This is a genomic window from Candidatus Fukatsuia endosymbiont of Tuberolachnus salignus, assembly GCF_964030845.1.
GTDB classification, from domain to species: Bacteria; Pseudomonadota; Gammaproteobacteria; order Enterobacterales; family Enterobacteriaceae; genus Fukatsuia; species Fukatsuia symbiotica.
Window position 1 is genome coordinate 1,058,371 of record NZ_OZ034983.1, and the last position, 14,222, is coordinate 1,072,592.

Consider the following 14,222-nt stretch of genomic DNA (forward strand, 5'->3'; position numbering starts at 1 on the left):
CATTACTATTGCCAACTACGTGTAGTGTCTGGCGGAACAAGGCCCGATAGCGACACGGCCTTCATTAGAGGTTTGCCATGAAAAAAGATATCCACCCTGAATGCCACACCATTACTGCAACTTGCTCTTGTGGTAATAGTATGAAGATCAGCTCTACCCTTGCTTGTAACCTGAACTTAGACGTTTGTGGTGCATGCCACCCATTCTACACGGGCAAACAGCGTGACGCTGCTACTGGTGGTCGTGCCGAGCGTTTCAGCAAACGTTTCAATATACCGGGCATAACACGATAACTTTACACACTAGATAGAAAGAAAAAACGCCGTAGGGCGTTTTTGATTTGCGTTTGTTTTAACTGCCGTCCGTATATCAGCCATGCCTCGATGAATAGGCCCGTGTGTAGTGGGCCTGTTAGTATTCCCAGGTATCAGGATTAAGTCCCAGTTCACGCATATATATTTTTGCGGCTTCAGGGATCTCATCGCTACGTTCTTTACGCAAATCGGCATCATTCGGCAGAGGTTGGCTGGTAAATGCATGCAAAAACGCTTCGCATAACAATTCACTATTAGTGGCATGGCGTAGGTTATTGACTTGGCGCCGGGTTCGCTCATCAGTGAGTATTTTCAATACGTTGAGCGGAATGGAAACCGTAATTTTTTTGACCTGTTCACTTTTTTTGCCGTGTTCAACGTAAGGGCTAACATACTCGCCGTTCCACTTCGCCATGAGATACCTTAAATTTATCGAAAATACTATATTATGAAAACCGGCTCAGGCCGTCATCACGGTTTGTTCGACGCCACGCTATTGAGGATGCTTTTTTCAGCCAGAAAGACCGTAATGTTAGCTGTTATTATTGTTTTTCTCAATCTACACATCAAGATGTACTGGACTTCTTGCAAAGCCGTAGTTCGTTATACGAAGTCAAAGCACCTGGCACACAACTGCACGGCACATACGGACACATGGGGATCACGAGCACCACGTAACGCAGAATTTACAACACACAGCACCACGCAGTGGGTTTTGCAAGAATCTAGTGTTTACTTGAAAGTGTCCTTTGCAACTGCTCATTATCCAGTTGATTACAACATTTTGCGACAACAATAGTTGCCACACCATTACCCACCAAATTCGTCAGTGCTCTGCCTTCCGACATAAAGCGGTCAATACCCAAAATCAATGCAAGACCCGCCAATGGTAAATGGCCCACTGTTGATATAGTCGCTGCTAGCACAATAAAACCACTACCCGTTACCCCTACTGCGCCTTTCGATGAGATCAGCAGTACCACCAGTAAGGTTAACTGATGCATAAGATCCATAGGTGTGTTGGTAGCTTGTGCAATAAACACCGCCGCCATAGTTAAATAGATCGCAGTACCATCCAGATTAAAAGAGTAACCGGTTGGTAGTACTAACCCAACCACTGATTTTTCACAGCCGATTTTTTCCATTTTTTCCAACATCCGCTGAAACACAGATTCAGTGGAACAAGTACCCAACACAATCAGTAGCTCTTCTTTGATATAACGAATAAAGGCGAAGATACTGAAACCGTTGGCTCTAGCAATCATACCTAATATCACAACCACAAACATGACACAGGTTGTATAAAAACAGGTAATCAACTGACCTAATTGTAGCAATGAGCCAATACCGTATTTACCGACAGTAAACGCCATTGCTCCAAATGCGCCCAATGGGGCCAATCGCATGATCATATTGGTGATGCCGAAAATAACTTGCGAAAAACTTTCAACAACATTGAAAATCAATCGGCCTTTTTCACCTAAACGATGCAGTGTGAAACCAAACAATATCGCCAACAGCAATATTTGTAGAATATTCCCACCGACAAAAGCACTAGCAAAACTATTGGGGATCATATCCAACAGGAAAGGGGCAATCCCTTGCTGCGAAGCTTGCTCAGCATAGGTAGCAACAGCTTTAACATCGAGTGATGTGGGATCAACATTCATGCCCACGCCAGGTTGCACAATGTTAACAACAACCAAACCGATAATTAGCGCCAAGGTGCTGACAGCTTCGAAATCAAGTAGCGCAATGGCACCGGTACGCCCAACTGCTTTCAGATTTTCCATACCGGCACCGTTACCACGGCACAAAAAAGAATTGATGGAATAATCATTTTGATAAGTTTTACAAACCATCACCGAGTGCTTTCATTTGGATACCCAAGCTAGGGTAGAAATAAGCTAACAGGACACCTAATATGATCGCGATTATTACTTGAAGATATAACCTGTTAAATATTGAAGTTTGCATATTATCCTTGAGAGTAACGACGTGTTTCTCATCCGGATTTTTTCATCTATATCACGGACGCGCTAACACAAAAATTAGCACTCACATAATAATATGTAAAAACTAATATGTAACAAACAATTGATATAGCAGGGGCCATATAATAGGGTTGGCTTGATAAAAAATATTATTTAATATCAATATATGAATGTAAACTTTACAATCAATTTATACGGCTTATGTTATATATTAAATCTATTAATTTAATGTGCTCATTTCATCCCAAAAAAATCCAGAGATAGATACCCTACTCTGGATTTTGATCATCAGCAAAACCATTAAATATCGATATTGGCGGCTCTCAACGCATTTTCTTCAATAAAAGCACGGCGGGGCTCCACCGCATCGCCCATAAGAGTAGTGAACAGTTGATCAGCAGCAATGGCATCCTTTATCATGACACGCAGCATACGACGACCTGCGGGATCCATTGTGGTTTCCCATAATTGATCAGCGTTCATCTCTCCCAAACCTTTATAGCGTTGGATCGTCAGGCCGCGACGGGATTCTTTCACCAGCCAATCCAGAGCCTCTTCAAAACTATCCACAGCTATACGACGCTCACCCCGCTCAACAAACGCGCCCTCTTCTAATAAACCACGTAGTTTTTCACCCAACTGGCAAATTTTTCGGTACTCACCTCCGTGGACAAAATCAAAATCCAGATTGTAATCAGTATCGACCCCGTGGGTACGAATACGCAGCACCGGTTCAAACAGCGAGCGTTCACGATCCTCATGCACTATGGAACTATAACTACTACCCTGTTGTTCTTTTGCATTCAATAACGTTACCAAAGAATCTATCCATTGTTGAACGGTTTCTTTATCGGTCAACCCCTTTTCTTTTAAGCTTGGCTGATAAATCAGACTATTCAACAGAGCACGTGGGTAGCGCCGCTCCATACGGTTAATGGTCTTCTGTACGCTATAATGTTCTGCAATCAATTTTTCTAATGGCTCGCCAGCCAATGCCGGTGCATAGGCATTGGTGTGTAACGCCGCACCGTCAAGAGCCAAAGACAGCTGATACTGCTCCATTGCTTCATCATCTTTGATGTATTGCTCTTGTTTGCCTTTTTTGACTTTATACAAGGGTGGCTGCGCGATAAATATATGACCACGCTCAATAAGTTCTGGCATTTGGCGATAGAAAAAGGTCAATAACAAAGTGCGGATATGTGAACCATCGACATCGGCATCGGTCATAATAATGATGCTGTGATAACGCAATTTCTCTACATTATATTCATCACGCCCGATACCACAGCCCAGAGCAGTTATCAGTGTCGCCACTTCCTGCGAAGAGAGCATTTTATCGAAACGGGCTTTTTCTACGTTTAGAATTTTACCTTTCAACGGCAAAATTGCCTGATTTTTGCGATTGCGACCCTGTTTAGCCGATCCACCCGCAGAATCCCCCTCTACAAGATAAAGTTCCGATAACGCGGGATCACGCTCCTGACAATCGGCCAGCTTACCCGGTAAACCGGCCAGATCTAAAGCACCTTTACGACGCGTCAATTCACGGGCTTTACGTGCGGCCTCGCGGGCGCGGGCCGCATCAATAATTTTGTTCACTACAATTTTAGCGTCAGCCGGATTTTCCAGTAAATATTCTACTAGCTTCTCGTTCATCAGGGTTTCAACCGCGGTTTTTACTTCGGAGGAAACCAGCCTATCTTTGGTTTGTGAAGAGAATTTAGGATCCGGCACTTTCACGGAAACCACCGCAATCAGACCTTCGCGGGCATCATCACCCGTAGCGCTGATTTTTGCTTTTTTGCTGTAACCTTCTTTATCCATATAGCTATTCAGCGTGCGGGTCATTGCGGTGCGAAAGCCCACTAAATGGGTACCCCCGTCACGTTGTGGGATATTATTGGTAAAACAGTAGATGTTTTCTTGAAAACCATCGTTCCACTGTAATGCTACCTCCACACCGATATCATCTTTGATGGTAGAAAAGTAAAATACTTTCGGATGGATTGGGTTTTTGTTTTTATTCAGATATTCGACAAACGCCCGGATACCCCCCTCATAGTGGAAATGATCTTCTTTATCGCTACGTTTGTCCTGTAGCTTAATGGAGATACCGGAATTAAGAAAAGATAACTCCCGCAAGCGTCTGGCCAGCGTTTCATATTGAAACTCTGTGTTATTGGTGAAGGTCTGCAAACTTGGCCAGAAACGTACCTTAGTACCCGTTTGTTGTGTTTCACCAACAATTTTAAGGGAAGTCTGTGGTTCTCCCATCATGTAAGTCTGTTCGTGTACTTTCCCTTCACGATGGATAACCAATTCTAGTTTTTCTGACAACGCATTCACTACCGATACGCCAACACCGTGCAAACCACCAGAGACTTTGTAGGCGTTATCGTCAAATTTACCACCCGCATGGAGCACCGTCATAATGACCTGTGCCGCAGACACGCCTTCTTCTTCGTGCAAACCGGTTGGAATACCACGACCATCATCCTGTACCGATACCGAGTTATCCGCATGAATGATCACCATAATCTCTTTACAATGACCAGCGAGAGCTTCGTCAATCGCATTATCGACAACTTCGAATACCATATGGTGCAGACCGCTGCCGTCGTCAGTATCACCGATATACATGCCCGGACGCTTACGAACCGCATCCAAACCTTTTAATACCTTGATACTTGAAGAATCATAAGTATTTGACATCAACGTTTCTCACTTATTTTTAATTCTGTGGTTGAATCTCAATTTTGCCATGTTCCACACGGAACATCTTGTCCTTATTACCAAGCATATCGGCAATGTGTTCGGCGCTAAGCGCACTAACAAATACCTGTGCTTGGGTGGCTTGCAGACGTTCGGCCAATAAACGCCGACTATCAGTATCCAGTTCGGAAGCAAAATCATCAAGCAGATACAGGCAAGGTCGCCCGCTCTGTTGGGTGAAAAACTCACCCTGTGCTAATCGCAATGCGTAAAGCAGTAATTTAAGCTGACCACGTGATAGCAAATCTTCGACTGGCGTATCATTGATCCGAATGCGTAAATCTGCTTTATGTGGCCCTGACAGGGTATAAGTTAACATTCGGTCACGCTCAAACTGGCGCTCCAGTAATTCACCGTAGTCACTTTCTTTATCCCAGCCACGTTGAAAAGAAATATTCAGCGTAAACTCTGGCAAGAATAAGGCGCAGGTCGCGGTAATATCGGCTGCAATGGCATTACAATACGCCGCTCTCCAGTCGCTAATACGTTCAGCCAGTGGAATAATTTCCCGATCCCAAATACGAATCTGCGCATAGTGACTCGCCTGCCGTAGGGCCGCGTTGCGTTGTTTAAATAATCTTTTTAGATTATTCCAGGTAGTAAAAAAATTTGCATCATTATGAAAACAACCCCAATCCAGAAAAGCACGCCGATATTTTGGTCCCCCGTTTAATAAGGTAAATCCTTCTGGGCTGATTAATTGCATCGGCAGTAATTGCGCCAACTCAGCCACTCGATGCCCATCAGTGCCATCAATTCGCACCTTGGTATTACCTTGACGATCTTTACTCAGACCCACCGATTGTTTGCATTCACCGTTTTCCATTCGACCATGAAGTATAAATTCTGCGCAATGATTACGGATCACACGCCCTGCTTGCAAACTGCGAAAGGCTCTACCATGACCAAGGGCATAAATGGCTTCCAGCACACTGGTTTTACCGCTGCCATTCGCGCCGATCAGAAAATTAAATCCCCCAGCTAATAACAGATCTGCCGATCCGATATTACGAAAATTGTGGATAAACAAACGGGTTAATGCCATTGAGTTGGATCAACTTATAGATTAAAAATGTATTATTCAAAATTAAAGACGCATTGGCATAACAACGTAATCTGCGGACTGTGCCAAGCTAGCCCCATCTTTAATTTGTACACTAGATTCAGGATTCGTCAGTAACAGATGTACTTTTTCACATTTCAGGGCATTGAGTACATCAAGTATATAACTCACATTAAAACAGATTTCTAACTTATCTCCTTCATAACTGACATCGAGGATTTCTTCGGCTTCTTCTTGCTCTGGATTATTTGCCGTGATATTGAGCTGATTATGTGCAATCTGGAGTCGAACACCGCGACACTTTTCACTGGATAAAATCGCCGCACGCGAAAATGCCTGTTTCAGTAAACCACAGTCCGCCTCAACGGTTTTATTGGGGTTCTTTGGTAATACAAGCCGATAGTCAGGGAAACGACCATCAACCAATTTACAAGTAAAAATGAAATCACCTACATGAGCACGAATATAATCTCTGCCAATTTCTAGATCTAATCTGGTGTCTCCACCATCTAATAAACGTACTAACTCCATGACCCCTTTACGGGGCACTATCACCGGATACGAAGACTCACCAACAAGTGTCGAACAAATAACCTTATTAATAGGCATCGAACAGACAGCCAAACGATGACCGTCAGTCGCTACCGTACGTAACATTTCATTTTCGGTTTCGAACAACATCCCATTGAGGTAATAACGTACATCTTGATGCGCCATCGAGAATTGAGTAGACTCGATCAACCGCTTCAGCGTCGCCTGAGGCAATGTGAACTTTACCTTGCTCTCCCAACTCTCTCTATTAGGGAAATCGCTAGCCGGTAGCGTCGTGAGTGAAAAACGGCTACGCCCCGAACGCAGCAACAAACGCTCACCATCCAGCTCCACCGTGATTGTTGCCCCTTCCGGCAAACCACGCCAGATATCAAGAAATTTTCGCGCAGGCACAGTCGTCGTCCCAGGCTCATGAGCCTGTGATAAGGGTACCTTGGCTACCATTTCTATTTCCAAATCAGTGCCAGTCAGTTGCAAAGTGCCTGCGGTCACTTGCAGCAATACATTGCTAAGAATAGGAAACACGGGGCGTCCAGATAATGGGCTACTGACCTGTTGTAGCGGCTTCAGCAAATCTTCACGTTTAACGATGAATTTCATAACGTTAGGAGGATAAGGTTCTAATTAAATTTAAAAAATCTTCTTTGATGTCGTGATCTTCTTCGCGTAATTGATGGATTTTTCGACAACCATGCAACACGGTGGTATGGTCACGGCCACCAAAGGCATCACCGATTTCAGGTAAGCTATGGTTGGTAAGCTCTTTGGCCATTGCCATCGCCATTTGTCGTGGACGAGCCACCGATCGAGAACGTCGTTTAGAGAGCAGATCGGCAACTTTTATTTTATAATATTCAGCCACTGTTTTTTGAATATTATCAATAGTGACAAGCTTGTCTTGCAGTGCCAGTAGATCACGCAACGCTTCGCGTACAAAATCAATGGTGATCGCCCGACCGGTAAAATTAGCGTTAGCAATCACTCGATTCAACGCGCCTTCCAGTTCACGCACATTAGAACGCAAGCGTTTCGCAATAAAAAATGCCACTTCCGCTGGCAGACGAATATCGTTTTCATCTGCTTTTCTCATCAAGATAGCAACGCGGGTTTCCAGTTCTGGCGGCTCAATAGCGACCGTCAACCCCCAGCCAAAACGCGACTTCAAGCGATCTTCTACCCCATTAATTTCCTTCGGGTAGCGATCCGAAGTCAAAATAATCTGCTGATTACCCTCCAACAAAGCGTTAAAAGTATGAAAAAACTCTTCCTGAGAACGTTCTTTGTTAGCAAAAAATTGAATATCATCGATGAGTAACGCATCAACTGAACGATAATAACGTTTAAATTCTTCAATCGCATTATTCTGCAGTGCTTTAACCATATCCTGCACAAAGCGTTCAGAATGCATATACACCACTTTCGCATTGGCCTTGTGAGCGATAATACCGTTACCCACCGCATGCAGAAGATGAGTTTTACCTAAACCAGTACCACCATATAGAAATAAGGGGTTATACGCGGCACCCGGATTATCAGCAACCTGACGGGCTGCTGCACGTGCCAATTGGTTAGATTTACCTTCAACAAAATTATCAAAGGAATGTTTTGGATTAACATTCGAACGATAGGCATGTTCAGGTTGAGCAGGAGAACTGTCCCAACTTGGATGAGCAGGGGCACTGCGGATCACTGGCTCAGCAAGCACATCAACACTCGCCACCCCCGGTTGGCTAATCGTTGAAGTAATAGACTTGCTACCCACTTCAAAACGCAACAAGGGCACATCTGCTCCGCAAAAATCATTAAGCAAACCATTGATATTATTTAAATATTTATCACAAACCCAATCTAGAACAAAGCGATTTGGGGCGTAAAGCGCTAGCGTGTTGTCACTCAGTTCCGCCTGTAACGGGCGGATCCACATACTAAATTCTGTGGCAGGTAACTCATCCTGCAATCGGGCAAGACATTGCTGCCAAAGCGAAAGTGACACGGCGAACTCCACTCTAACAAAATCAACAAAAAAGAAGAAAAAAGAAACCAGACACTGTCCAATCCCAAAATACAAAATTAACCACATGGCAGGAGATAATAGCGCAAACGAAGCAATAGATCCTCCCCTTCCTGACAGATTAAATACTTTTTATCCACAGGCTGTCAGATACGCCACGGTTGCGGCACTCTCTTTGAAGTCATACAATTCGCTACGGCTTTGTAAGCAGTCTAATTTTTCATCTACAGACCAGAAAAAATCACGCCGACACGATCCTTGCGATTTTAGTGGGAGTCAGTATAATCGCCGCCTCTGCCCCACGACAGCGGATTAATGCCAGCTTGGGTGGCAACTGTTTAATAATCTACAATCATCCATCCTTATTTAGGTAAAATCGTTATGAAACGCACCTTCCAACCCTCCGTACTGAAGCGTAACCGTAGCCATGGTTTCCGTGCTCGTATGGCTACTAAAAATGGTCGTCAAGTTCTGGCTCGCCGTCGAGCAAAAAGCCGTGCTCGTCTGACTGTTTCCAAGTAACAAAGCTCACCGTCTCACGTGGTTAAGCTAGCATTTTCCAGGGAGTTACGTTTGTTAACTCCTTCTGATTTCACCTTCGTTTTTCAGAAGCCACAACGTGCCAGCACGCCGCAGCTCACTGCGCTCGGGCGCCTAAGCGAACTGGGGTATCCCCGTCTCGGGCTTGCTGTCGCTAAAAAGCATGTCAAACGCGCCCATGAGCGTAACCGGATTAAGCGCTTAACCCGGGAAAGCTTCCGTTTACATCAGCACCAGTTGCCTTCTATGGATTTTGTGATCCTAGTTAAAAAAGGTGTAGCTGACCTGAGTAATCCTGATTTGACGCAAATGTTGGAAAAATTATGGCGTCGTTATTGTCGCTAGGCTGCCGCGCCCTAATCGGGCTGATCAGAGGTTATCAGCGTGTTGTCAGTCCACTGTTCGGGCCACGTTGTCGCTTTCATCCCACGTGTTCTGATTACGCCCTTGAAGCCCTGGGCAAGTTCGGCGTGATAAAAGGCAGTTGGTTAACACTGAAACGCGTATTAAAATGCCACCCTTTAAACTCCGGTGGCTATGATCCCGTGCCACCCAAGTCCGAAGATAACAGAGAACACTAACGATGGATTCGCAACGCAATCTTCTTCTTATCGCTTTTTTGTTCGTGTCTTTCATGATCTGGCAAACCTGGCAAGTGGATAACAATCCGCAACCTGCCATGCAGATTACGCAACAGAGCACGAGCGCAATCAGTGGTGATACTACCCGTAGTGAAAACCAAACAATACCTACCGGTGGTCAAGGACAACTTATTAAGGTAAAAACTGATGTACTGTCGTTGACCATCAATACACGTGGTGGCGACATTGAACAGGCTAACCTCTTAGCTTATCCTGATACACTGGGTTCCAATAAAACTTTTGAGTTATTAGAAACCACACCCGCTTTTATTTACCAGGCACAAAGTGGCTTGACGGGTAAAAATGGTCCAGATAATCCGGCTAACGGTGACCGTCCACTTTTTCATGCTACTCAGCTAGATTTTGTCCTGGTAGATGGTCAGGATGAGTTGCGCATCCCACTGACTTTCACTAGCAAAGACGGCTCCGTCTTTACGAAAACCTTTGTGCTACAACGCAATAATTATGCGATTAGCGTTGATTATCAGGTGAAAAACGTCTCTGCGACTCCGTTGGAATTAACCCTGTTTGGTCAATTGAAACAAAGCATCAATTTACCTAAACACCGTGATACCGGCAGCAGTAATTTTGCTTTGCATACTTATCGTGGTGCGGCTTACTCTTCTGATGACACTAAATATCAGACATATAACTTCAGTAAAATCGAAGATGCTAATTTAGAAGTGATGACCCAAGGTGGCTGGGTTGCAATGTTACAGCAATACTTCGCAACAGCCTGGATCCCTGGCGCGAACGTCACTAATACTTTTTATTCCCGTAAGCTAGACAATGGGTTGGCGGCTATCGGTTTCAAAAGTGCGCCCGTGGTTGTACAACCTGGTGAGCAAAAACAACTCGCTGCCACGTTATGGATTGGCCCAGAAATTCAAAACCAAATGGCAGCCATTGCCCCTCACCTTGATTTAACCGTAGATTATGGCTGGTTATGGTTTATCTCGCAGCCACTGTTTAAATTGTTGCAATTTATCCAGGGCTTTATCGGTAACTGGGGTTTTTCCATCATCGTGATCACCTTTATCGTTCGTGGGATTATGTATCCACTGACTAAAGCACAATACACTTCAATGGCGAAAATGCGAATGCTTCAGCCTAAGCTGACTGCCATGCGTGAACGTATCGGTGATGACAAACAGCGCATGAGTCAAAAAATGATGGCGTTGTACAAAGCTGAAAAGGTCAATCCACTGGGTGGCTGTTTGCCATTAATCATTCAGATGCCAATCTTCCTGGCACTGTACTACATGTTGATGAGTTCTGTTGAATTGCGTCATGCGCCCTTTATACTGTGGATACACGACCTATCAGCGCAAGATCCATACTATATTTTGCCGATCTTGATGGGTATCACCATGTATTTTATCCAAAAAATGTCGCCGACCACTGTCACCGACCCCCTACAGCAGAAAATCATGACATTTATGCCTGTTATCTTCACGGTGTTCTTCCTCTGGTTTCCTGCAGGCCTAGTGCTCTACTATATCGTCAGTAACCTGGTCACCATTCTGCAGCAGCAGCTGATTTATCATGGTTTAGAAAAACGTGGCTTACACAGTCGTGGATAGACTTTTTGAGATAACCGATGAACACAGCGATACGATAGTCGCGCAAGCCACACCTCCAGGACGAGGGGGTATTGGTATTTTGCGAGTTTCTGGCCGTGCGACCAAGGAAGTAGCACAAGCAATATTGGGGAAGTTACCTCGTCCACGCTATGCCAACTACCTGCCATTTCATGATACTGACGGCAGTATACTCGATCAGGGAATTGCTATTTACTTCCCCTCTCCTCATTCTTTTACTGGAGAAGATGTGCTTGAGTTGCAGGGGCACGGTGGTGCGGTTATTTTAGATTTATTACTAAAACGTATTTTGATGCTACCTGGTTTGCGTATCGCGCAACCTGGCGAATTTTTAGAACGGGCTTTTCTCAACGACAAACTCGACTTGGCTCAGGCGGAAGCCATTGCTGATTTGATTGATGCTAATTCGGAACAAGCGGCGCGTTCAGCCGTCAATTCGTTACAAGGCGCTTTTTCAAATCACATTAATCGATTAGTAAAGACACTCACGCATCTACGGGTCTATGTCGAAGCAGCGATAGATTTTCCAGCTGAAGAAATAGATTTTCTATCCGATGGAAAAATTGAAGTACGGCTTAACAGGGTATTAGACGATTTAAAAGCAGTACAAACCGAAGCTCGCCAAGGCAGCTTATTGCGTGAAGGAACGAAAGTGGTGATTGCGGGTCGTCCCAATGCAGGTAAATCTAGCCTACTCAATGCATTAGCTGGGCGTGAAGCAGCAATAGTCACCCACATAGCCGGTACAACACGTGACCTATTGCGCGAGCATATTCACATCGATGGTATGCCACTACATATTACTGATACTGCGGGGCTGCGCGAAACCAGCGATGAAATAGAAAAAATAGGTATCGAACGTGCCTGGAATGAGATCGAACAGGCCGATAACCTGTTATTCATCGTTGATAGTACCACTACCCTAGCCACAGAGCCTACCGATATCTGGCCAGAATTTGTCGAACGGTTACCCACGACCTTGCCCATCACGGTGGTACGTAATAAAGCGGATATTACCGGTGAACAAATTGGTTTAACCCAAATGAAAGGGCACTCACTGATTCGTTTATCAGCTCGTACTGGCGAAGGTGTTGATCTATTGCGCACACATCTTAAACAAAGTATGGGTTTTACCAGTAACACAGAAGGGGGGTTTCTGGCTCGTCGTCGTCACTTACAAGCATTAGAAACGGCGGCTCAGCACTTGATAAACGGACACCAACAGTTAGTGAACGTGCAAGCGGGTGAATTATTAGCCGAAGAACTACGTTTAGCACAACAGGCTTTGAGTGAGATAACGGGTGCATTCGGATCGGATGACTTACTAGGGCAGATTTTTTCCAGCTTCTGCATTGGCAAGTAGGCACTAGAAAAAGCACATACCCGGGAAAACCGGGCCTTGACTTCACATAACGAACGACGGTTTTGCAAAAAGTCTATTGCGCTGTCAACCGGTGATTTTACGAAAAACTAAAGAACCATTCGTACCACCAAAGCCAAAAGAATTGCATAAGCTGTATTCTATATTTTTTTTATCACGGGCTTCATGTGGGACAAAATCTAAATCACAACCTTCGTTCTGATTATCCAAATTAATCGTTGGCGGAATGGCTCGGTCACGCAACGCCAATATAGAAAAAATAGACTCTATCGCACCCGCCGCACCTAAGAGATGTCCCGTCATCGATTTGGTTGAACTGATCATCACCTTACGAGCATCGCCAACAAAGACCGATCTCACTGCTGCCGTTTCCGCTTTATCACCAGCAAGCGTGGAAGTGCCATGCGCATTGATATAACCAATATCCTTAGGCCCCACGCATGCATCACGCAACGCATTTTTCATCGCTGACGCGGCACCCGCACCGTCATCCGGCGGCGAAGTCATATGATGGGCATCACTGCTCATACCAAAACCCACCACTTCTGCATAAATTTTTGCGCCACGTTTTTTCGCATGTTCATATTCTTCCAATATCACGATACCGGCACCATCGCCCAAAACAAAACCATCACGGTCTCTATCCCAAGGGCGGCTAGCCGCTTGCGGATTGTCATTTCGAGTTGACAATGCACGCGCGGCACCAAATCCACCGACCCCCAGTGGAGTACTGGCCTTTTCTGCACCACCCGTAATCATCACATCAGCGTCATCGTAAGCAATGATACGCGCAGCATGACCAATATTATGCACACCGGAAGTACAAGCAGTAGTGATAGATATACTCGGACCACGTAGACCATATCTAATACTTAGATGACCAGCGATCATATTGATAATAGTGGAAGGAACAAAAAATGGGCTGATTCTCCGTGGGCCACATTTAATCAGGTGCCCGTGATTTTCTTCGATCAAACCCAAACCACCAATACCTGAACCAATGGCCGCACCAATACGCGAAGCATTCTCCTCAGTCACTACAAGGCCACAGTCCTCCATGGCCTGTATCCCAGCAACTACCCCATATTGTATAAAGGTATCCATTTTTTTGGCATCTTTCGGTAAAATAAGATCTTGACACTCAAAATCTTTTACTAAGCCAGCAAATCGTGTTGTATAGGCGCTAGTATCGAAATGCTCGATCGAGCAGATACCACTCTTACCAGCAAGCACCGCTTCCCATGTACTCTCAACTGTATTACCGACGGGAGACAACATGCCCAGCCCCGTGACCACAACTCGACGCTTAGACACAGCCGTCCTCCAAGGAGGGAAATTAAAGAAGTTATC

The 14,222-nt window shown here is 44.9% G+C and carries 12 protein-coding genes and 1 pseudogene; 6 read left to right on the plus strand and 7 right to left on the minus strand.

Annotated features, from left to right (window positions below; genetic code table 11):
- Positions 1 to 77 precede the first annotated feature (77 nt).
- The gene (gene rpmE / locus AAHH42_RS05185) at positions 78 to 293 is read left to right on the plus strand and encodes a 50S ribosomal protein L31 (protein ID WP_072550841.1); all 216 of its coding nucleotides are present in this window, start codon (positions 78 to 80) and stop codon (positions 291 to 293) included.
- 118 nt (positions 294 to 411) lie between these two features.
- Here the strand turns inward: rpmE and metJ are convergent, their stop codons facing one another.
- From metJ to dnaA, 6 genes and pseudogenes are all read right to left on the minus strand, one after another.
- Entirely contained in the window at positions 412 to 729 is a 318-nt protein-coding gene (metJ, locus tag AAHH42_RS05190; protein WP_072550842.1) for a met regulon transcriptional regulator MetJ, read from the minus strand.
- 310 nt (positions 730 to 1,039) lie between these two features.
- Positions 1,040 to 2,291: pseudogene (locus AAHH42_RS05195) on the minus strand (dicarboxylate/amino acid:cation symporter).
- A 317-nt stretch (positions 2,292 to 2,608) separates the two neighbouring features.
- Positions 2,609 to 5,023, minus strand: a complete 2,415-nt coding sequence (gyrB, locus tag AAHH42_RS05200) for a DNA topoisomerase (ATP-hydrolyzing) subunit B (protein ID WP_072550843.1) — start codon at positions 5,021 to 5,023, stop codon at positions 2,609 to 2,611.
- Between the two features lie 19 nt (positions 5,024 to 5,042).
- Complete coding sequence (recF, locus tag AAHH42_RS05205; protein WP_072550844.1) at positions 5,043 to 6,128, minus strand: DNA replication/repair protein RecF; 1,086 nt, start codon at positions 6,126 to 6,128, stop codon at positions 5,043 to 5,045.
- 42 nt (positions 6,129 to 6,170) lie between these two features.
- Positions 6,171 to 7,298 (minus strand): DNA polymerase III subunit beta, encoded by a 1,128-nt coding sequence (gene dnaN, locus AAHH42_RS05210; RefSeq protein WP_072550845.1) that lies wholly within the window; start codon positions 7,296 to 7,298, stop codon positions 6,171 to 6,173.
- A 4-nt stretch (positions 7,299 to 7,302) separates the two neighbouring features.
- Entirely contained in the window at positions 7,303 to 8,691 is a 1,389-nt protein-coding gene (gene dnaA / locus AAHH42_RS05215; RefSeq protein ID WP_072550846.1) for a chromosomal replication initiator protein DnaA, read from the minus strand.
- 399 nt (positions 8,692 to 9,090) lie between these two features.
- Here dnaA and rpmH point away from each other — a divergent pair, with 399 nt between their 5' ends.
- From rpmH to mnmE, 5 genes are read left to right on the plus strand one after another with little or no spacing between them, the layout of a single operon-like run.
- Positions 9,091 to 9,231 carry a 50S ribosomal protein L34 gene (gene rpmH, locus AAHH42_RS05220; RefSeq protein ID WP_004871828.1) on the plus strand — a complete coding sequence of 47 codons (141 nt, stop codon included), beginning with the start codon at positions 9,091 to 9,093 and terminating at the stop codon, positions 9,229 to 9,231.
- An 18-nt stretch (positions 9,232 to 9,249) separates the two neighbouring features.
- The gene (gene rnpA / locus AAHH42_RS05225) at positions 9,250 to 9,594 is read left to right on the plus strand and encodes a ribonuclease P protein component (protein WP_072550847.1); all 345 of its coding nucleotides are present in this window, start codon (positions 9,250 to 9,252) and stop codon (positions 9,592 to 9,594) included.
- A complete protein-coding gene (gene yidD, locus AAHH42_RS05230) occupies positions 9,573 to 9,830 on the plus strand; it encodes a membrane protein insertion efficiency factor YidD (protein WP_072550848.1) in 258 nt (85 codons plus the stop codon). Before rnpA ends, yidD begins: the two co-directional genes overlap by 22 nt.
- Positions 9,831 to 9,832: 2 nt before the next feature.
- Positions 9,833 to 11,473 (plus strand): membrane protein insertase YidC, encoded by a 1,641-nt coding sequence (yidC, locus tag AAHH42_RS05235; RefSeq protein WP_342221808.1) that lies wholly within the window; start codon positions 9,833 to 9,835, stop codon positions 11,471 to 11,473.
- Between the two features lie 10 nt (positions 11,474 to 11,483).
- On the plus strand, positions 11,484 to 12,854 hold the full coding sequence (gene mnmE / locus AAHH42_RS05240; protein WP_342222019.1) for a tRNA uridine-5-carboxymethylaminomethyl(34) synthesis GTPase MnmE: 1,371 nt from the start codon (positions 11,484 to 11,486) through the stop codon (positions 12,852 to 12,854).
- 84 nt (positions 12,855 to 12,938) lie between these two features.
- On the opposite strand, the gene fabF is transcribed toward mnmE, so the two are convergent.
- On the minus strand, positions 12,939 to 14,186 hold the full coding sequence (fabF, locus tag AAHH42_RS05245; RefSeq protein ID WP_342221810.1) for a beta-ketoacyl-ACP synthase II: 1,248 nt from the start codon (positions 14,184 to 14,186) through the stop codon (positions 12,939 to 12,941).
- Between the last annotated feature and the right edge of the window lie 36 nt (positions 14,187 to 14,222).

Bases quoted from the DNA above. Each gene is read 5' to 3' on its own strand.
- rpmE (WP_072550841.1), top strand. From the start codon at position 78: ATGAAAAAAGATATCCACCCTGAATGCCACACCATTACTGCAACTTGC.
- recF (WP_072550844.1), bottom strand. From the start codon at position 6,128: ATGGCATTAACCCGTTTGTTTATCCACAATTTTCGTAATATCGGATCG.
- dnaN (WP_072550845.1), bottom strand. From the start codon at position 7,298: ATGAAATTCATCGTTAAACGTGAAGATTTGCTGAAGCCGCTACAACAG.
- rpmH (WP_004871828.1), top strand. From the start codon at position 9,091: ATGAAACGCACCTTCCAACCCTCCGTACTGAAGCGTAACCGTAGCCAT.
- gyrB (WP_072550843.1), bottom strand. From the start codon at position 5,023: ATGTCAAATACTTATGATTCTTCAAGTATCAAGGTATTAAAAGGTTTG.
- metJ (WP_072550842.1), bottom strand. From the start codon at position 729: ATGGCGAAGTGGAACGGCGAGTATGTTAGCCCTTACGTTGAACACGGC.
- yidD (WP_072550848.1), top strand. From the start codon at position 9,573: ATGGCGTCGTTATTGTCGCTAGGCTGCCGCGCCCTAATCGGGCTGATC.
- yidC (WP_342221808.1), top strand. From the start codon at position 9,833: ATGGATTCGCAACGCAATCTTCTTCTTATCGCTTTTTTGTTCGTGTCT.